This window comes from Vibrio sp. OPT20 (assembly GCF_963889365.1).
In the GTDB taxonomy this organism is placed as follows: Bacteria; Pseudomonadota; Gammaproteobacteria; order Enterobacterales; family Vibrionaceae; genus Vibrio; species Vibrio splendidus.
In genome coordinates, this window is the sequence record NZ_CAWPOA010000052.1 from 322,846 (window position 1) to 342,315 (window position 19,470).

The window sequence follows — 19,470 nt, forward strand, 5'->3', positions numbered from 1 at the left end:
AAGACTTTGTCGTCCCGAGGGTTTAAATCTAAATTCTTTGACTTAACCTCCGGGAGAATTCTTGCTCCCGGGTATACGTAAATCTCCCCGAAAGACTAGATAGGGTGATGATGGTGATGAATGTTCATTACTAATTTACGCATACTTATCAGCTCTTAGGTTGTTTGCTGTCTTGTCTCCACACTAACTAAGCTGACACCCTTTTTCAACCATTTATTCGAACTTTTTTCACGAAATTTAAAATTAAATTAACGAGCACAAAAAAAGGGAGGCAAACGCCTCCCTTTTCATTATTCAATCAAGTGATGATTAGCTTTTGCACGTCAACATTTTACAACGTGAGAAATAAGCCAATGCAAAACATACTGCCACAAACGTTAGAGACGCTGCCCCGAATGCGATGCCAGTTGATGATGTCATACCTAGAGTGATGAAGCCGATACACGATACGAACGCCACAGACAGCGCATAAGGAAGCTGAGTCGATACGTGGTCAATGTGGTTACAACGAGCACCTGTAGAAGACAGAATCGTTGTGTCTGAGATTGGAGAACAGTGGTCACCAAATACAGAACCAGCAAGAACCGCACTTAACATCGGTAGAATCAGCGCGATGTCAGAAGCTGCAGCCATGTCACCCGCGATAGGAAGCATGATACCGAACGTACCCCAAGATGTACCTGTCGAGAATGCCATTAGGCCAGCAAGAAGGAACAAAATAACCGGTAGCCAGTGGTAATCAATGTTGCCAGTTGCTAGAGATGACAGGTACGAACCTGTTTTCATGTCACCGATGACAGAACCGATAGTCCAAGCGAACACAAGAATCAGGATAGCGCCAAACATAGAGCTAGCACCGATCCACATTGTTCTTGCGATATCAGACATTGGTAGCTTTTGCTTAAACACTGTCGCTAGCGCAACAAGCAGACCTAAAACACCACCGTAAACAAGAGACTTGCCTACATCTGTATTTTCGAACGCACCAAGCAGGTTGAATGCTTGACCGTCAGCAGCCAGCGCTTGCCCACCCGTGTAAAGCATAGCGGCAACTGTTGCTACGATTAACGATACGATTGGCATAACGAGATCAGAAACAGAACCGTTTTCGCTCTCTTGAATGTCTAGCTCTTCGTTTAGATCGTGAGCTTGCTTTTGATCGTTGTCGCCTTCAAAGCCACGGCCTTGAGATGCTTCGATCTCATGTTCACGCATCTTACCAACGTCTAGACCGAACCACGCAACGGCAAATACCATTAATAGTGCGAACACAGCGTAGAAGTTCATTGGGATAAGACGAACGTAAGCACCCAGTGCAGAATACTCTGTCACACCGTGTGTCACTAGGATGCCACCAATAATAGTGATGATGTAAGCACCCCAGCTAGAAGCCGGCATAATCACACACATTGGAGCAGCGGTAGAATCTAGAATATAAGCTAGCTTAGCGCGAGATACGTAGAAGCGGTCTGTTACAGGGCGAGAGATAGCACCTACCGCTAAGCTGTTGAAGTAATCATCGACAAAGATGAATACGCCTAAGAAGGCAGCAAGTAGTTTTGAACCACGTTTGCTCTTCACACGAGACTGTGCCCACTCTGCGAATGCGCGAGTACCACCAGATAGTGTGAGTAATGCAGTTGTCATTCCGAGAATAATTAGGAATGCGATGATGCTCATGTTCCAAGTGTTAATGCCACCATCTTCGATGAAAACACCAGATGCTTTAGTGAACACGTAACTAGCTGCGTTACCTACTGAGTAGTCAGCAAGTAGAATCGCACCCATAAAAATACCAACACCTAAGGAAACCAATACACGGCGGGTAACAATTGCTAAAGTCAATGCAACCAAAGGAGGAAGCAGCGATAAAGGCGATGTTGCAAAATCTATTAAATTCATGATCTTCAAAAACCAGTTTTTTATTTGGCTAGAGATCTACTGCAGACAAACTTGATACGACTTATCAAGCTCATGTTGAACTAAGCGAAAGGGAAGTGAACACTTCACCCAACCCTACAGTAGCGCTCCATAGTTTAAAATTAAGACTATGGCAGTGTTGTACCTATTGAGCACAACCCCAGCAAATTGCTTAGATATACAATTTACTTCGGCAATTAGACCTTTCATTCCCGCTCATTGGCATCACCCCAACGAAAACTACTTTTTATAATTGCACCTCTACGTGCGATAACATTATTAACTGTGTAAACCAGAATTTAACAACAAATTAACCAAAGCATCGCATCAGGTAGCCGCAATTGTACCCATCAAGAGCAACAATGCAACATATCATTCCGACAAAAATGTCTTTTTGTTAATGAACTAATCAATAAAAAAATAGTCTACATATAACAATTACTCCACCAGTCACATATCGATTTTTAAGATAATCTTAATAATTATTATAAATTCATCAAAAGTGAGTCGTTTCTTTTTCAACTATTCATCTCACTTTTATATTTAAATAACCAATACAAGAAATACTATTTGTTTTATTCCTAGGCTCTGTTTATTATTAGGAGGATTATTTAGTTTACCTTGATGGGAAATATCATGTCTGAATTAACAAAAACACTATTAAATATCCGCAGCCTTCGTGCGTTCTCACGTGAATTAACTCTTGAGCAACTTGAAGAAGCGCTAGACAAGCTGACTATTGTTGTACAAGAGCGTCAAGAGTCTGAAGCTGAAGAACGTGCTGCTAAAGCAGAGCAAGAAGCTAAGCTTTCTGCTATTGCTGAACAAATTGCAAAAGACGGAATTGATGTTGCAGATCTTATTGCTGCACTTTCTGGTGAAGCAAAATCTAAAACAACTAAAGCTAAACGTGCTCCTCGCCCAGCGAAATACAAATACGTAGACGCAAACGGCGACGAGAAAACTTGGACAGGTCAAGGCCGTACGCCTTCAGCTATCCAAGAACAGCTAGATGCTGGTAAATCTCTAGAAGAGTTTGCTCTTTAAGGCATCATGTTTGCTAAGTGAATAATCAATAAAACACTAAGCAATAGAATTAATATTAAGTCGACTAAAGTATTATTTACGGCTTCAATATATTCAGAAACAAAAAAGGCTCCTTTCGGAGCCTTTTTTATATTTCACTATTAGAAATATAAATGAAAAAGATATCTTATCTTTCCCAGTATGCTTCTTCTAGACTATCTTCTCTTTCAGGAAGGCCACGAGACAAGCGAGGAGAGTGCTGAACCAACACTTCATAACTTGCACGGTTTGAATATTTACAAACTTGTGAGAAAGATGAATACGTTAAAAATGCATGTTGGTGTTTGCTAGAATTCGGTACATTTTCTTTATGATATTTATTTGCTGCCATATCATGTAATAAAGCCGACAGCGCCGCATCCCCTGCACCATTGGTATTCTTGATCTTTTCTGGACCACCCATGTAAGGCGCGATATGCGAATAGATTTTCGTTGGGTTGTCACATAACTCTTTATGTGCAGGACGGCTAAACTCATAGCGGTTAAATTCTGCAATCGAGCCTGGTAACAACGGCAATGAAGTTTCACGCTTCACCGCGTCTTCAGTATAACCCGCCATGAATAAGCCAACAGGGCCTGCCGTACATAAAACTAAGTCTACCCACTCTAGTGCTTTGTCTGAAGCAGCAAGCGGATCGCTTTCTCCTGTTAAGGCTTCAGCTTCGTCTTCATTCATTGCAACAACAGTGACGTGCTGTTCAAGGAAATCTTTCCAGAACTCTGGATCATCTTGAATAACGAACTTAGTACCAAGAGTTAAAACAACAGGCACATCGTATTTCTTCGCGTATTCGATAGCTTTCATTGTTGCTTCAGGCATAGGGTCACCTGGTTTACAACGAACTAAATACGCCGTTAACACTAAAGCAGAAGCACTTTTGAAAATTTTCTCAGGGATGCTTTCTGGTTTTAATTGGTTCATTTGTCCTTCGCTAATTGCGAAAGTACGTTCACCATCTTCTGTAATTAATGCAAAGCAGCGACCAATTGCGCCATCTACCCCTTGTAAATGGTTCAGATCCATTCTGCTTGATGTATTACATAAATAGCGGTAACCGTAGCTACCAATCTTAATATCTTGGCTCATTACACCCAATAGCGTTGAACGGTCATCCGCAAGTACTGAATAGTTGTGTAATGTATTACCAATTGTGCCACCAGCGTATTCATTGGTGATCAGGCACTGTTCTTTTAATTCTTGATACAAGGATTCAGCAGCTTCATCACCAATAACCAGTGAGTGTCCCTTACTTAGGCCATATTTTTCGATTAGCTCAGAACTCACTTTCGCTTCAATATCCACCAAAGTTTGATCAATACCGATAATATGAGTACGTGACATTCTTTTACTAGTTTGAGCTTGGCTTACTAAAGGATCACGAGCGTGAACCGGAAAATAGTGCTTTGATTTACGTTGTCCAGGGAATTTCATAAGGCTAGTCTAAGTCAAGGGGAAATAGGTGGCGGATTCTACCGCGCTATATTTAACGCGGCAATCTTTCAAACTATAGCAAACGTTTGCGAGGCTATTTTTTTATTCGCCTTCCATAAAGCTTAAGTCAGGTAGCATACCCAAATGCTCGGCGTAACGTTTTTGATTAAACTCAGCGCCGTTTTTCATTACATCAAATACTTCAATAGCCAGTGCACATGCCATAGCCGCAATCGCCTCTTCACGAGGAGTTCCTGTCATCATTAAACGCATCAGCGTCTCTTTCACTTTCACAGGTTGGCCATCTTCAAGTTGGTTTTCGATAATCTCGATCAACTGTTCTTCTTGCATAAACTCATTTTGTTCAGACATTTTTTATCTCAGGTCTTGGATTTCGAGCGACTATGCCACATATAGATCTGACATCCTAGCGAGTCTCCTCGCGTTCATGCGATTCTCTAACGAATTCAGCGCAATATTTGTGCAAATGAAACTGTGATTCCGGTCTCGGATCTGTCGCGGTGTTTCTCTTTCTGTTAGAATCTGCGACCAAGTAATAGTAACGGTGTTTAGACATGTCAGATATCAGCTCTGGAAACAGCGAAAAGAAAGTAATTGTCGGTATGTCCGGCGGTGTAGATTCGTCAGTATCGGCGTATCTTCTTCAGCAACAAGGCTATCAGGTAGAAGGCCTTTTCATGAAAAACTGGGAAGAAGACGATAACGAAGAATACTGCACGGCAGCTGAAGACCTTGCTGATGCTCAAGCGGTATGTGACAAACTAGGTATCCACCTTCACACTATCAACTTTGCAGCAGAGTACTGGGATAATGTATTCGAGTACTTTCTTGAAGAATACAAAGCGGGTCGTACACCGAACCCAGATATCCTTTGTAACAAAGAAATCAAATTCAAAGCATTCTTAGAGTTTGCGGATGAAGTATTAGACGCAGACTACATCGCGATGGGTCACTATGTTCGTCGTACTTTCCCAACACAAGAAGAGCTCGATGCTGGCGTAAAACCAGAAATGCTACGTGGCTTAGACGGCAACAAAGACCAAAGCTATTTCCTATATACGCTAAGTTCAGATCAAGTGGCACGCAGCCTATTCCCAGTTGGTGAATTAGAGAAGCCTGAAGTGCGACGCATTGCTGAAGAGCAAGACTTGATCACAGCGAAGAAAAAAGACTCAACAGGTATCTGCTTTATTGGTGAGCGTAAGTTCACAGAATTCCTTGGCAAATATCTACCGGCTCAACCAGGTAACATCGAGACACCTGAAGGCCAAGTTATTGGTCAACACCAAGGTTTGATGTACCACACGCTAGGTCAACGTAAAGGCCTGCATATCGGTGGCACCAAAGGCGGTGGCGGTAATGAAGACCCATGGTTTGTTGGTGAAAAAGACCTTAAACGTAATGTTCTGATCGCGGTACAAGGTAAAGACCACCCTCTTTTAAAATCAGAAGGTTTGATCGCTTCTCAGCTTCATTGGGTAAATCGCACACCAATTACTGAAGTTATGGCATGCACGGTAAAAACACGTTACCGTCAGACTGATATTCCTTGTACAATCATCCCAATTGACGATGATAACATTAAGGTTATCTTCGATGAGCCGCAAATCGCTGTAACGCCAGGCCAGTCGGCTGTGTTCTACCAAGATGAAGTCTGTCTTGGTGGTGGTATCATTGAAAAGCGCATCTAATCGAATCTAATCGAACGAACAACAAACGATAGAAAACAACTAGGAGTTACTACGTGGCTAATACACTTTATGACCGTACTATTGCTTTCGCTGGAATTTGCCAAGCTGTGGCTTTGGTTCAACAAGTAGCGAAAGACGGCCGTTGTGATAAAGATGCCTTCGAAGCTTCACTCAATGCCATTTTAAATACTAACCCAGCGAACACTGTGGGTGTATTTGGCCGTGAGGCGAACCTAAAGCTAGGCCTTGAATGCTTAGTAAAAGGTATCGACAGTACTCCTGCTGGTAGCGACATTACTCGCTACATCATCAGCTTGATGGCGCTTGAACGTAAACTATCTGCTCGTAATGACTCTATGTCACAGCTTGGCGATCGCATTCAAACTGCAGAGCGTCAAACTGAGCACTTCGATCTGTTTGACGAGCAAATGATCAGCAACCTTGCGAGCATCTACTTAGATGTAGTGAGTCCTATTGGCCCTCGTATTCAGGTTTCTGGTACGCCAGCAGTACTTCAACAGACATCGAGCCAGCACAAAGTTCGTGCACTCCTTCTGTCAGGAATTCGAAGCGCTGTTCTTTGGCGCCAGGTTGGTGGTAAACGTCGCCACCTTATCTTCGGTCGCAAGAAGATGATCGAGCAAGCTCAAATCCTGCTAGCTCGCATGTAATTTATTAGCTCGCGCCTCGTCGCGAGCTTGTTTTTTGTACCAACACAATTCTCACGCAAACGATTGCGCAATATGCGTGACAATTGAGATTGTTACTGGTATAAACCTCTCAAAATTTAGAAAACTCAATTCAGGAGAACACCATGGAACTGTCAGCATTGACTGCTGTTTCACCAGTAGACGGCCGTTACGGAAGCAAGACTGTTGCATTACGCAGCATCTTTAGTGAGTTTGGCCTACTAAAGTACCGCTCTATCGTTGAAGTTCGTTGGTTACAAAAGCTTGCAGCTACAGATGCAATCAAAGAAGTACCAGCGTTCAGTGCAGAAGCTAACCAGTTTCTTGATGAACTAGCAGCTAACTTCAGTGAAGAAGATGCTCTACGTATCAAAGAGATCGAGCGCACGACTAACCACGACGTTAAAGCGGTTGAGTACTTCTTGAAAGAGAAAGTTGCTGGCGTTCCTGAACTTCACGCTGTAAATGAATTTATTCACTTTGCATGTACTTCTGAAGACATCAACAACACCTCTCACGCGCTTATGCTTAAAGAAGCTCGTGATACCGTGATTCTTCCAGAAATCCGTAACGTAATTGATGCTATCAAAGCACTTGCGAACGAGTACCGTGACATTCCATTACTGTCTCGTACACACGGTCAGCCTGCTTCTCCTTCTACTATGGGTAAAGAGATGGCTAACGTTGCGTACCGTATGGAACGTCAATACAAGCAAATCGAAAACGTTGAGATCCTAGCGAAGATCAACGGTGCTGTAGGTAACTACAACGCACACCTTTCTGCATACCCAGAAGTTGAATGGCACCAGTTCAGCGAAGAGTTCATCACTGAATCTCTTGGCGTAACTTGGAACCCGTACACAACTCAAATCGAACCTCACGATTACATCGCTGAGCTATTCGATGCAGTTGCTCGTTTCAACACTATCCTTCTAGACTTCGACCGTGACGTTTGGGGCTACATCGCTCTTGGTCACTTCAAGCAGAAGACTATTGCTGGCGAAATTGGCTCTTCTACAATGCCGCATAAAGTTAACCCAATTGACTTCGAAAACTCTGAAGGCAACCTTGGTCTAGCGAACGCAGTATTTAGCCACCTAGCACAAAAACTTCCAGTTTCTCGCTGGCAGCGTGACCTTACTGACTCTACAGTTCTTCGTAACTTAGGTGTTGGTGTTGGCTACGCAATCATTGCATACACTTCGACTCTGAAAGGTATTAGCAAGCTAGAAGTCAACCGTGCTGCGCTACTTGCTGAACTAGACAAGAACTGGGAAGTATTGGCTGAACCAGTACAAACAGTAATGCGTCGTTACGGCATCGAGAAGCCATACGAGAAGCTAAAAGAGCTAACTCGTGGTAAACGTGTAGATGGCGAAGGCATGCGTGCATTCATCGATGGTCTTGAAATCCCTGCAGACGAGAAAGTTCGCCTGAAAGAGATGACACCAGCGAACTACATCGGTCAAGCAATCGAGCTGACTGACAAGCTGTAAGATTCGAACAAACGAATAAACAAAGGCTTCCCACGTGGAAGCCTTTTTGTTGCGTAGAACAAATGTTTCGAACAGTAGTCCCTAAATAAAACAACATCCGTCAATCAAACCTGACTTCTCCAACTAGCCTCCCCCATTCAAATACTGCAAACCGCATTAGACAGGCATCCGTTCCTTTTCTTAAGCAGCAAGTACAAAAAAGGCCTCCCGAAGGAAGCCTTTAGAATACATATTACCGCTTAACGAAAGCAGCTTTAGAGATTACATGTTACGTAGAGAAGCAATACGCTTGTCTAGCGGCGGGTGGCTCATTAGAAGCTCAGTTAGAGACTTCTTACCGTTGATACCAAACGCCATCATAGAGCCTTCTAGTTGTGGCTCGTGGCTCACCTTTAGACGCTCTAGCGCTGCAATCATCTTCTCTTTACCTACTAGGTTCGCTGCACCTGCATCGGCATGGAATTCACGATGACGGCTGTACCACATCGTAATGAAGCTTGCTAAGAAACCAAATACCAATTCCAACACCATAGACACACCGAAGTACACCATCATGTTGCTGCCGCCCTCTTCTTCGTTGTCATTCGACGCAACAATGTTGGCGATGAAACGAGATAGGAAGATAACGAACGTGTTCACTACACCTTGCATTAACGTCATGGTCACCATATCGCCGTTCGCGATGTGGCTCACTTCATGCGCTAATACTGCTTCAGCTTCATCACGCGTCATGTTGTGCAGCAGGCCTGTTGATACTGCTACCAATGAATCATCACGCTTAGCACCCGTCGCGAATGCGTTGATGTCAGGCGAGTCGTAGATCGCCACTGTTGGCATACCAATACCAACTTGTTGAGATTGACGGCTTACCGTCTCCATCAACCAATGTTCTGTTTCGTTACGTGGGCTTTCAATGACCATGCCGCCTACTGAGCGTAGCGCCATTTTCTTTGACATCATTAATGAGATGAATGAGCCGCCAAAACCAAACACCGCAGCCATTAACAACAAGCCTGAAAGGCTTCCTGGTTGCATACCTGTGACTGCATATACAATATTAAGAACAACACTTAGTACCAATACAACCGCAAGGTTGGTTGCAAGGAACAACATTACTCGCTTCATTACTTATCTCCGCATGAAAGCTGTTTTTATAAAACTTATTGTTATAGACAAGGCAGACAGCAATAGATTCCAACCTTGAAGACTTATACTTACTTATACATATAGTCTTAGATTAAGAAAACAAGGTTAAGCATTAAATTGCAACATTTGATTACGAGATTGTAGATGAGTTAATCACGGTCTATTAGACCTAAGTCGTATGGTGTCGATATAACAATCCGTTTACAGTGACCTCAGATGATTTATTGGCTAGTCCATGTACAAAAAGGGAAGGATCATGGTTGAAGGTACTAACACTCAAATGGCTATCGATTTACTGTGCTGTCACCTAGGGATTACTGAAGAAGAAGCAAAAAAGCAGATTGGGGTCCTAACACCACAAACGGCACAGACAAAAATCACAGAAACGCAACAAGCATTAATGGGACTGACAAAAGAACATTAATCCCAAACTTGTTCAAAAGACCCGTTTTTACAAACGTATGGTCTAAAGGCTTAACATAGCAAAAGGGCTGCAATCGCAGCCCTTTTCTTATTTAGTACACAAGGTGAGAATCAAAGCGCAAGTAAAGGCTGCACATCAATGTACTTACCAATGTTCTTAGACTTTGCTCTTGGTACGTAAGGGATTTCACCTAACTTCGGCGCACCTAGCTTGTCTTCAAGCATCGCAATAATATCAGCATAATGTTCAGTGCCTGGATTAATGCGGTTCGCTACCCAACCTACTAGGTTTAGACCATCTGCACGAATCGCTTCAGCAGTTAACAGAGCGTGGCTCAAACAACCCAGCTTAATACCAACAGTCAGGACAACTGGAAGCTGCTCTTTCTTAACCCAACTAGATAAGTATTCGTCATCTGAAACGGGTACACGCCAACCACCAGCACCTTCAACTAAAACGATGTCAGAGTTTTGCTTATGCTGTTCTAGCTTCGCTGATAATACCGCTTCATCAACCACGACACCGTCATGCTTTGCCGCGATGTGAGGCGATGATGGTAGCAACAATGCATACGGGTTAACGTCTTCGTAAGCAACATCTTGCGTCGCAGCTTCTTGAAGGTGCAATGCATCACTGTTACGTAACCCTTCAGGGTATTGTTCACACCCTGCAGCAACTGGCTTATAGCCAATTGTTGATAAATCTTGTGCGGCCAAAGCTTGAAGAATCGCTTTTGAAACCACAGTTTTTCCCACTTCGGTATCCGTACCTGCAATGAATAATGCATCAATCATAATTGAATAACCCCTAAACAAACTTGATATGTTGCTGGTAAGAAACCTTGATGGTTTTTAAACTCTCGATATTCCCGTTCAACAAGCTGCAACATGCGGCGACTTGTTAAACCTTGTGAGCGACCACTTACGTGATTAGCGCCGATACCTTTAAGGTCGCGCATCAGTTCAAACGCAGTGTCGTACCAAACGGTGATGGTGGGCAAGTCTAGTTGATGAGCAGTACAGCTAGATTGCGCTAACGCAATTTTTACCTGATTGATTGTAATAAAATGGTTAACGTGTTGATGTGCGTCAATTTTGGACCATGATTTTTCCAGTTCAAACAGTGACCCATCAAGCAAAGTTGAGAAAATTACACGTCCGCCAACCGCTACAACGCGCTTCATCTCTTGTAAAGGTGAGGATAAATCATCACACCATTGCAACGCTAAGCTTGAAAAAACGATGTCAAAACACCCATCTTCAAACGGCAATTGTTCAGCATCGGCTTGTTGATATAAAGAAACCGATGCACCACAGCGCTGCTCTGCCCTTTCTAACATTCCAACAGAAAGATCAGCACACACCACTTCAGCACCACGCTTTACCATCTGCTCAGAGAAGTAGCCAGTACCACAACCTAAATCGAGCACCTTTAAGCCAGAGAGGTCTCTCGGTAGCTTGTCTAGGAGTCGGTGGCCGACATCGCGCTGAAATTCAGCGTGTTTGTCATACGTTGTCGCTGCTTTACCGAAGGCTTCGGCAATCGCACTCTTATCTTGGCCTACGTAATTATGCACTACTGCTTCTTGTGACATTTACTGAGCCTCTTTCTTTAATTCAAAGCTTGATTCTATGCTTGGTTGGCTTTCAGAGTCGTTGTTTCGCTCTATTGCTTGAAGCAACGAATCAGTTAACTGAAGAATCTGTTCCTGACTGTGATTGGCCGTTAACGTAATTCGTAAACGAGCAGTCCCAATAGGCACCGTTGGTGGCCTTATTGCCGTTACCCAAACTTGGTTACACTTTAATTCTTCGGCAATAGATAATGCAGCTTGAGCTTCGCCAATCACAAACGGCTTGATTGGGATCTGAGTATCAATAAAGCCTTTCACGCCACTCACCTGCTCAGCATAAAGGGCGCCAAGTTCTGTCAACTTCTCACGACGCCACTCTTGCGTCTGAATCATCTTACACGCATGAGACAAAGCCACCGCTTGTGAAGGTGGCATCGCTGTCGAATACACATGATGACGAGCAAACTGAGTTAAGTAGTCACCCACCTCTGACGAACAAAGAATCGCAGCACCAGAAAGGCCAAATGCTTTACCAAAAGTCACCACCAAGATATCAGGTGAGATTTGTGCCGCACTGCAGCTCCCAGCCCCTTTATCACCTAATACGCCAATACCGTGGGCATCATCAACCGCCAACCAACTGTCGTATCGATTAGTCAGGTTAAATATCTGGCTAAGAGGCGCTTTGTCGCCATCCATGCTGAACACACCTTCAGTCACGACTAACGATTGTGGAGAGCGACTTAGTAAAGACTCGAGGTGCTGCGTATCGTTGTGCTTGAAACGTTTCATTGTCGCAGGAGAAAGCATCCCCGCTTCCATCAAAGAGGCGTGGTTAAGCTTATCTTGCAGTAGAGAATCGTCTTTCTCGATCAGAGAAAACAACAAGGCTTGATTAGCACTGAAACCAGAACTAAAGAGAATGGCACGTTCAAAGCCAAGCCATTCACACAGCTGAGCCTCTAAATTTCGATGAGCAGGACTAAAGCCCGTGACCAATGGCGATGCTGCACTGCCAGCACCATATTGGGAAAGTCCGGTTTGCCATGCATCGACCAGTTCAGGATCGTTTGCCAAGCCTAAATAGTCATTACTCGAAAAGTTAATGAAGCGAGAACCTTCACTATTAAGCAAAGGGCTATTGCTGTTTTCGAGTACCTTAAGTTGACGAGTTAAACCTTGCTCACGGCGATGAGCAAGGGCACTTTTGATGCGAGATTTAAACAGTGGCATCGTAGAACATGTCATCTTTCGTTGGACGAGCAGCAACGCGCTCCACCACTTGATCTAACAGTTCGTTTTCTTGAATTTCATCAGGCTTCTGAGCCACTTGTTGGCTGTTGATACCTAACTTCTTAAACAGCTGCATATCCGTGTCTTCATCTGGGTTTGGTGTAGTCAGTAGCTTACAACCGTAGAAGATAGAGTTCGCGCCAGCCATGAAACACATCGCTTGCATCTGTTCATTCATATTCTCACGACCCGCTGATAGACGAACCGCAGACATTGGCATCATGATACGAGCAATGGCAATCAGTTTGATAAAATCGAAAGACTCAACATCGTCGACGTTTTCCATCGGTGTGCCTTTCACTTTTACGAGCATGTTGATTGGCACACTTTCAGGGTGTACAGGAAGGTTAGCAAGTTCAACAAGTAAGCCGGCACGGTCATTGGTGCTTTCACCCATACCAATAATACCACCAGAGCAGATCTTCATACCGGCATCACGCACATGAGATAAGGTATCTAAACGATCTTGGTAAGTTCGAGTAGTAATGATGCTGCCGTAGAACTCAGGAGACGTATCAAGGTTATGGTTGTAATAATCCAAACCCGCATCCGCTAACTCACCCGCTTGATCGGGCGTTAACATGCCCAGTGTCATACAGGTTTCCAAACCCATGCCTTTCACACCTTTGATCATGTCGGTAAGGTGAGGCATATCGCGCTCTTTCGGGTTTTTCCATGCAGCGCCCATACAAAAGCGAGTTGAGCCCGCATTCTTAGCTTTTAGCGCAGCATCCAAAACACGCTCGACTTCCATTAAGCGTTCTTTGTCGACATCCGTTCGGTAGTGAGCACTTTGAGGACAGTACTTACAATCTTCAGGACAAGCACCCGTCTTTATCGATAGAAGCGTACTCACTTGCACGTGGTTGTGCTCTTGGTACCGTCTATGAACGACTTGAGCTTCAAACATTAAATCCATAAACGGTTTTTCAAGCAGTGCTGTTACTTCAGCAACTGTCCAGTCATGACGAACTTCCACGTGTCGATCCTTTTTTATTATTTGATGTTGCATCCCTATTAATAGAGATTGCATTTATGCTTGGCTAGTCTACCGACAAGCTTTAGACTGTCAACACATTGATAATATCAAAAGTTTACATTTGGTTATTTTTTAATCACACCAAGAATGGAAGTTACTATGGATCTCGCCTTTGATCGCCAGCATATCTGGCATCCTTACACATCAACGTTAACACCTCTGACCTGCTACCCAGTCACCAACGCAGACGGTGTTTATCTAGAATTAGAAGGCGGAAAACGAATTATTGATGGTATGTCATCTTGGTGGTCAACCATCCACGGCTACAATCATCCAGAGCTCAATGCTGCGGCTCACAACCAAATCGATAAGGTTTCACACGTTATGTTTGGCGGTATCACCCACCAGCCCGCTATCGATTTATGTAAGAAGTTGTTGAAACTAGCGCCAAGTAATCTAGAGCACGTATTCTTGGCCGATTCAGGTTCAGTGGCCGTGGAAGTTAGCCTTAAGATGGCACTGCAGTACTGGCATGCTAAAGGGCAACCTCGTTCAAAGTTCCTAACGCTAAGAGATGGTTACCACGGAGATACCTTTGCGGCGATGTCAGTGACCGATCCGGATAACTCGATGCATAGCCTTTACAAAGGCTTTCTACCTGAACATATTTTTGCTGATTCACCAAAGACTGGCTTTTGGGATGAGTGGAATTCAAGTGACATCAATAGCTTTCGAGAGAAACTCACAGCCCATCATGCAGAAGTTGCCGCCGTAATCTTAGAGCCTATCGTTCAAGGCGCTGGCGGCATGCGCATCTACCACCCTGAGTTCCTGAGACAGGTTCGCTTGCTGTGTGATGAATTCAACGTATTACTTATTTTGGATGAGATTGCGACCGGATTTGGCCGAACAGGCAAACTGTTCGCCTGTGAGCATGCCGATGTTCAACCCGATATTTTATGCGTAGGCAAGGCTTTAACTGGCGGCTATATGACGCTGTCAGCGACGCTTGCGAGTAAAGACGTTGCTGACACGGTATGTGGCGGTGAAGCGGGCTGCTTTATGCACGGGCCAACCTTTATGGGTAACCCATTGGCTTGCGCAGTCGGTGCGGCAAGTTTATCCATCATCGAGCAAGGTCATTGGAAAAATCAGACTCAGCAGATTGAACAGCTTTTCTCTGAGTTGCTACCACCGTTGCGAGAGCATGATCTTGTCAAAGACGTTCGCTGGTTGGGCGCGATTGGCGTCGTTGAAACCCACACACCTGTCGATATGGAAACCATTCAAGCGCACTTTGTAGAGCAAGGTGTTTGGATACGCCCGTTTGGTAAGTTGATTTATATGATGCCTCCGTTCATTAGCAAGCCTGAGCACATCGAGAAACTTGTTTCCGCTATTGATTGCGCATTAAAAGATCGCCACTGCTTTAAATAGAAGACAAAGCTATTACCTCTCCTTGCTGGTTCATTTGCTATCTGCAATATTGAAGTTAAGGAGAGGTCGGTTCATTATTATTGACAATAGAGAACGACCGCCTTCTAACGAAGTTGGCTGTCTTTACTTGCTCTGCGATTGAACAATAAGTGACGATGCGCAACGTGTTCAAACATGGACTGGCATCCAATACAGAAACGCACGCCTTTAATCGCTAGCCGTCTCTTTTCTGATATCTCATCACCGCACTCGTCACAATAATGCAAGCTTTCCCCACTTTGAATATTCCCTCTTACACGAGAGATCTCATCATCAATGGTATTTTGAATTTGCTGACTGACGCTATCGTCACCTGCCCATCCTACGGCCATAAGTCCTCCTCTGTATTTGCATGAGAAAATTTGTACCTACCGCGGTAAGAGCGCATTATAACCATTTCTGAATGATGTAATAATAACCAAAATTAGAGAAACACTATTACAAATGAGTAATGAAACTGGCCCTCGACTTACTGCTTTCCGGTGTAACAGATAATAAAAAACCCAGCCGATTGACTGGGTTTTCGTATAACAGTTTTACTGATTAACCAATGTGCGTTACGCCGCCCATGTATGGTTGAAGTACTGTTGGGATAGCAATACGGCCATCTGCTTCTTGGTTGTTCTCAAGAATAGCAACCATAGTACGACCAACAGCAAGACCAGAACCGTTTAGTGTGTGTACAAGTTCAGGTTTCTTCTCGCCTTTACGACGGAAACGAGCTTGCATACGACGCGCTTGGAAATCCCACATGTTTGAACAAGAAGAGATTTCACGGTAAGTCTCTTGTGCTGGAACCCATACTTCTAAGTCGTAAGTTTTCGCAGAACCGAAGCCCATGTCACCTGTACATAGAATCACTTTACGGTAAGGAAGCTCTAGAAGTTGAAGTACTTTCTCAGCATGACCTGTTAGCTCTTCAAGCGCTGCCATTGAGTCTTCTGGCTTAGTGATTTGTACTAGCTCAACTTTGTCGAATTGGTGCATACGGATAAGACCACGAGTGTCACGACCGTAAGAACCCGCTTCAGAGCGGAAACATGGCGTGTGAGCTGTCATCTTAAGTGGCAGTTCAGCTTCATCAGTAATCGTGTCACGAACCATGTTCGTTACCGGTACTTCTGCCGTAGGGATAAGCGATAGAGTCTTAAGAGGTACGTCACTTACTTGTTCAGTTAGCGGGCTTGTGTGGAACAAGTCTTCGCCGAACTTAGGAAGTTGACCAGTACCGTATAGGCTATCGTGGTTCACTAGGTACGGCACGTACATTTCTGTGTAGCCGTGCTCATCAGTGTGAAGATCCAGCATGAACTGAGCAATAGCACGGTGTAGACGTGCAAATTTGCCTTTCATCACGATGAAACGAGAACCTGAGATTTTAACTGCGCTAGCAAAATCAAGACCGCCAGACATTTCGCCAAGATCTACGTGATCTTTCACTTCGAAGTCGTAAGTCTTAGGTTGACCCCAACGAGAAACTTCTACGTTGTCGTCTTCATCTTTACCGTCTGGCACTTCTGCATCAGGTAGGTTAGGAATTGACATGGTGATCGTTTCTAGCTCAGATTGAAGCTCAGCCAATGTTACTTTAGCTTGGTCTAGTTCTGCGCCTAAGTTGCCTACTTCAGCAAGGATACGCTCAGCTTCTTCATGGTCGCCTTTTGCTTTCGCTTGACCAATGGACTTCGATCGAGAGTTACGTAACGCTTGCAGCTCTTCAGTTTTCATCTGAAGGGACTTACGTTTTTCTTCAAGTTCACGAATTGTCTCTACATCAAGGGTGAAGCCTCGACGTGCTAATTTTGCCGCTGTTTCATCCAGCTCAGCTCGAAGTAATTTAGAATCCAGCATTGCTAATCCTATGCTTTAGTTATTTGAATATTCAGTAGATTGCTACTGAATCACTGCTAAACCCCTAAAACTGGTGCTATTTCGACCAATTTCAAACGATTTAATTGAATTTTTATGACTAGGTAACGATATCCAAAAAAGACTACTTTTCATAGCGTTTTTGTGGGCTTTTTGCGTCCAAATCCGCCAGATAATCTAGCTTCTCGCCAATTTTGGTCTCTAAGCCTCGTTTTGTTGGGAAATAGTATTGTGTTTCGCCCATTTCAGGCGGCAAATACTTTTCGCCAGCGGCGTAGGCACCAGGTTCGTCATGAGCATAACGGTATTCTTGCCCGTAGCCCATGTCCTTCATCAAAGTTGTAGGTGCATTTCGTAAATGATGAGGAACTTCATACTCAGGCAGATTGTGTGCATCCGTTAACGCTTGCTTCCAAGCGGTGTAAACGGCGTTACTCTTTGGCGCACACGCGAGATAAACAACCGCCTGTGCAATAGCACGCTCACCTTCGGCAGGACCAATTCGAGTGAAGCAGTCCCAAGCGGACATTGCGACCTGCATTGCTCTTGGGTCAGCATTGCCGATATCTTCAGAAGCTATCGCTAGCAAGCGTCTTACGATATACAAAGGGTCACAACCCGCAGCAATCATTCTTGCTGACCAATACAACGCCGCATCAGGGTTTGAACCGCGAATCGATTTGTGAACAGCGGAGATCAAGTCGTACCAAATATCGCCCTTATTATCAAAGCGAGCGACTTTCTCCCCTGCTACCTCAGCCAGCAACTGTAACGTTATCGCTTTCTCGCCTTTGTCGTTGTCTTCTGCCATGTCATACAGCAGCTCAAGATAGTTGAGCGACATACGTGCGTCACCGTTGACCAGTTCAGCGAGGCGATCTAAGACGTTATCAGCAAAATCAGCCGTTACATCACCCAGACCGCGCTGTTTATCTTCAATAGCTTGGCGAATAACGAGAGAAATATCATCGGTATGAAGCGAAGTCAGCTTGTAAACACGCGCACGTGACAACAAAGCGTTGTTCAGTTCAAAGGATGGGTTTTCTGTGGTCGCGCCAATAAAGGTCACGGTGCCATCTTCAATGTGTGGCAAAAAGGCATCTTGCTGACTTTTGTTAAAGCGATGGACTTCGTCCACAAACAGGATCGTTCTGCGCCCTGCTTGTTTATTTTCACGCGCTTTTTCAATCGCAATACGAATGTCTTTAACACCCGAGGTTACCGCTGATACGCGCTCAACTTCAGCATTCGCATAGTTTGCTGCCACTTCCGCCAGCGTGGTTTTACCGGTGCCAGGAGGCCCCCATAAAATCATCGAGTGAATATGGCCCGCTTCCAACGCTCTACGAAGTGGTTTACCTGGGCCTAATATATGCTGCTGACCGATGTACTGTTCGACAGTTTCAGGTCTCATACGAGCAGCAAGGGGACGAAAATCTTCGTCCCCTGCAAAATCTAAGCTGTAATTACTCAATTGCAATCTCTTGATTCGTTGATGGCATCTGTGCCTATCGACGTATTACCAAATGATCTGCTTCATTAGATCAGTTTCTTTGGTCGTCGACCTCGACACCTTCCGGTGCCACAAAAGTAAAGCGGTCTGCTGCAGGTTTACCTAAGTCAACATTGCTAAAAGTAAACTCACCTTTCTGACCGTCTTGTTCAATCACGTTAAAGCCCTGAACAATACCCTTTTCAGTGATCTTAATCTGGAAGTCGCCCTGATTAGAATCTACGGCTGTCGGCGTTAGCGTAAATTGGTTACCGGTTTGCGCGACATTGTAGTTGTCCCAATCGCTTTCTTGGTTACGAGTCAGCAAGACAAAAGGTGTTTGTGATGTTGCTTGCTCTTGCCAGTAAATACTAACCTGCTCAATGAACGGGCTGTAGTACCACAAGCTTTGACCATCAGATACCAACACATTTTCATCAGGGAAAGTCGTTTCCCAACGGAATAAGCTTGGGCGTGCAATCTCAACCGTGCCCTCGCCTTCCATAACAACATCACCATCAGGGCTAGTCACGACTTGTTTAAAGTCGGCGCTAAAACCTGCATTCAATGACAAGCGGCTACTCAGTTCTTCTTTCGGAGAAGCCAATACTGAAAAGCTCATAAATAAAAGTGCGAATACTTTTTTCATCAATAATCCTGTTAGAACATACGTCGGTCATATTTTCGATTTGACCGACTTAATGGATATAAGTTCATAGGGCGTGTTGACCTTTCGTGGTTGAATTTTGTTCGAGATAAAAGCGTTTTAATCGCGGCGAGGGGGAAGTAGCCTAGTCATTCTAAGCAAATCTCCCTCAACAAAGAGTAAAACGCTTTTAGCCGAACCCTTCGGGCAGCGTTTGCTGGTCATTTCTACTACGTT

Annotated in this window: 18 protein-coding genes, 1 riboswitch and 1 other annotated feature (1 of these 20 only partly in view); of the genes, 6 read left to right on the forward strand and 12 right to left on the reverse strand. The window is 44.3% G+C overall.

Annotated features, from left to right (window positions below; all coding sequences use genetic code 11):
• Positions 1-120, reverse strand: a sequence feature (His leader region) (it extends 16 nt beyond the left edge of the window).
• Between the two features lie 189 nt (positions 121-309).
• On the reverse strand, positions 310-1,902 hold the full coding sequence (locus AACR09_RS11565; RefSeq protein WP_193835004.1) for a Na+/H+ antiporter NhaC family protein: 1,593 nt from the start codon (positions 1,900-1,902) through the stop codon (positions 310-312).
• A 112-nt stretch (positions 1,903-2,014) separates the two neighbouring features.
• Positions 2,015-2,192: riboswitch (Lysine riboswitch) on the reverse strand.
• Between the two features lie 364 nt (positions 2,193-2,556).
• Between AACR09_RS11565 and AACR09_RS11570 the strand changes: the two genes are divergently transcribed.
• On the forward strand, positions 2,557-2,967 hold the full coding sequence (locus AACR09_RS11570) for an H-NS family histone-like protein (RefSeq protein ID WP_004734569.1): 411 nt from the start codon (positions 2,557-2,559) through the stop codon (positions 2,965-2,967).
• Positions 2,968-3,133: 166 nt separating this feature from the next.
• Here the strand turns inward: AACR09_RS11570 and AACR09_RS11575 are convergent, their stop codons facing one another.
• Entirely contained in the window at positions 3,134-4,438 is a 1,305-nt protein-coding gene (locus AACR09_RS11575) for an inosine/guanosine kinase (RefSeq protein ID WP_004734568.1), read from the reverse strand.
• A gap of 102 nt (positions 4,439-4,540) precedes the next feature.
• The gene (locus tag AACR09_RS11580) at positions 4,541-4,810 is read right to left on the reverse strand and encodes a hypothetical protein (RefSeq protein ID WP_004734567.1); all 270 of its coding nucleotides are present in this window, start codon (positions 4,808-4,810) and stop codon (positions 4,541-4,543) included.
• A 203-nt stretch (positions 4,811-5,013) separates the two neighbouring features.
• On the opposite strand from AACR09_RS11580, the gene mnmA reads away from it, so the two are divergent.
• From mnmA to purB, 3 genes are all read left to right on the forward strand, one after another.
• Positions 5,014-6,150, forward strand: coding sequence for a tRNA 2-thiouridine(34) synthase MnmA (gene mnmA / locus AACR09_RS11585; protein ID WP_193835005.1), 1,137 nt, complete (start codon positions 5,014-5,016; stop codon positions 6,148-6,150).
• Positions 6,151-6,203: 53 nt separating this feature from the next.
• Positions 6,204-6,821, forward strand: a complete 618-nt coding sequence (hflD, locus tag AACR09_RS11590) for a high frequency lysogenization protein HflD (protein ID WP_004734565.1) — start codon at positions 6,204-6,206, stop codon at positions 6,819-6,821.
• A gap of 143 nt (positions 6,822-6,964) precedes the next feature.
• Positions 6,965-8,335, forward strand: a complete 1,371-nt coding sequence (gene purB, locus AACR09_RS11595) for an adenylosuccinate lyase (RefSeq protein WP_017083261.1) — start codon at positions 6,965-6,967, stop codon at positions 8,333-8,335.
• Positions 8,336-8,596: 261 nt separating this feature from the next.
• Here purB and htpX read toward each other — a convergent pair whose 3' ends face one another.
• The gene (gene htpX / locus AACR09_RS11600; RefSeq protein WP_010439977.1) at positions 8,597-9,460 is read right to left on the reverse strand and encodes a protease HtpX; all 864 of its coding nucleotides are present in this window, start codon (positions 9,458-9,460) and stop codon (positions 8,597-8,599) included.
• A gap of 277 nt (positions 9,461-9,737) precedes the next feature.
• Between htpX and AACR09_RS11605 the strand changes: the two genes are divergently transcribed.
• Positions 9,738-9,905, forward strand: a complete 168-nt coding sequence (locus AACR09_RS11605) for a hypothetical protein (RefSeq protein ID WP_004734547.1) — start codon at positions 9,738-9,740, stop codon at positions 9,903-9,905.
• A gap of 110 nt (positions 9,906-10,015) precedes the next feature.
• Here the strand turns inward: AACR09_RS11605 and bioD are convergent, their stop codons facing one another.
• Genes bioD through bioB form a run of 4 tightly spaced genes read right to left on the reverse strand, consistent with a single transcriptional unit; the run spans position 10,016 to position 13,750 of the window.
• Positions 10,016-10,699: a dethiobiotin synthase gene (bioD, locus tag AACR09_RS11610; protein ID WP_029225749.1), complete on the reverse strand. Its 684-nt coding sequence runs from the start codon at positions 10,697-10,699 to the stop codon at positions 10,016-10,018.
• A complete protein-coding gene (gene bioC / locus AACR09_RS11615) occupies positions 10,696-11,499 on the reverse strand; it encodes a malonyl-ACP O-methyltransferase BioC (RefSeq protein ID WP_108150658.1) in 804 nt (267 codons plus the stop codon). Before bioC ends, bioD begins: the two co-directional genes overlap by 4 nt.
• Complete coding sequence (bioF, locus tag AACR09_RS11620; RefSeq protein WP_193835006.1) at positions 11,500-12,711, reverse strand: 8-amino-7-oxononanoate synthase; 1,212 nt, start codon at positions 12,709-12,711, stop codon at positions 11,500-11,502.
• A complete protein-coding gene (gene bioB, locus AACR09_RS11625) occupies positions 12,698-13,750 on the reverse strand; it encodes a biotin synthase BioB (RefSeq protein WP_004734551.1) in 1,053 nt (350 codons plus the stop codon). The genes bioF and bioB overlap by 14 nt, the downstream gene beginning before the upstream one ends.
• Before the next feature lie 159 nt (positions 13,751-13,909).
• On the opposite strand from bioB, the gene bioA reads away from it, so the two are divergent.
• Entirely contained in the window at positions 13,910-15,187 is a 1,278-nt protein-coding gene (gene bioA / locus AACR09_RS11630; RefSeq protein WP_193835007.1) for an adenosylmethionine--8-amino-7-oxononanoate transaminase, read from the forward strand.
• Between the two features lie 104 nt (positions 15,188-15,291).
• Here bioA and AACR09_RS11635 read toward each other — a convergent pair whose 3' ends face one another.
• The 4 genes from AACR09_RS11635 to lolA all read right to left on the reverse strand — a co-directional run bounded on the left by AACR09_RS11635 (position 15,292) and on the right by lolA (position 19,236).
• Complete coding sequence (locus AACR09_RS11635; RefSeq protein ID WP_017093538.1) at positions 15,292-15,558, reverse strand: DksA/TraR family C4-type zinc finger protein; 267 nt, start codon at positions 15,556-15,558, stop codon at positions 15,292-15,294.
• A 211-nt stretch (positions 15,559-15,769) separates the two neighbouring features.
• Entirely contained in the window at positions 15,770-17,077 is a 1,308-nt protein-coding gene (serS, locus tag AACR09_RS11640) for a serine--tRNA ligase (RefSeq protein WP_004734554.1), read from the reverse strand.
• Between the two features lie 142 nt (positions 17,078-17,219).
• Positions 17,220-18,575 (reverse strand): replication-associated recombination protein A, encoded by a 1,356-nt coding sequence (locus tag AACR09_RS11645; RefSeq protein WP_276527036.1) that lies wholly within the window; start codon positions 18,573-18,575, stop codon positions 17,220-17,222.
• Positions 18,576-18,639: 64 nt separating this feature from the next.
• On the reverse strand, positions 18,640-19,236 hold the full coding sequence (lolA, locus tag AACR09_RS11650; protein ID WP_004734556.1) for an outer membrane lipoprotein chaperone LolA: 597 nt from the start codon (positions 19,234-19,236) through the stop codon (positions 18,640-18,642).
• Between the last annotated feature and the right edge of the window lie 234 nt (positions 19,237-19,470).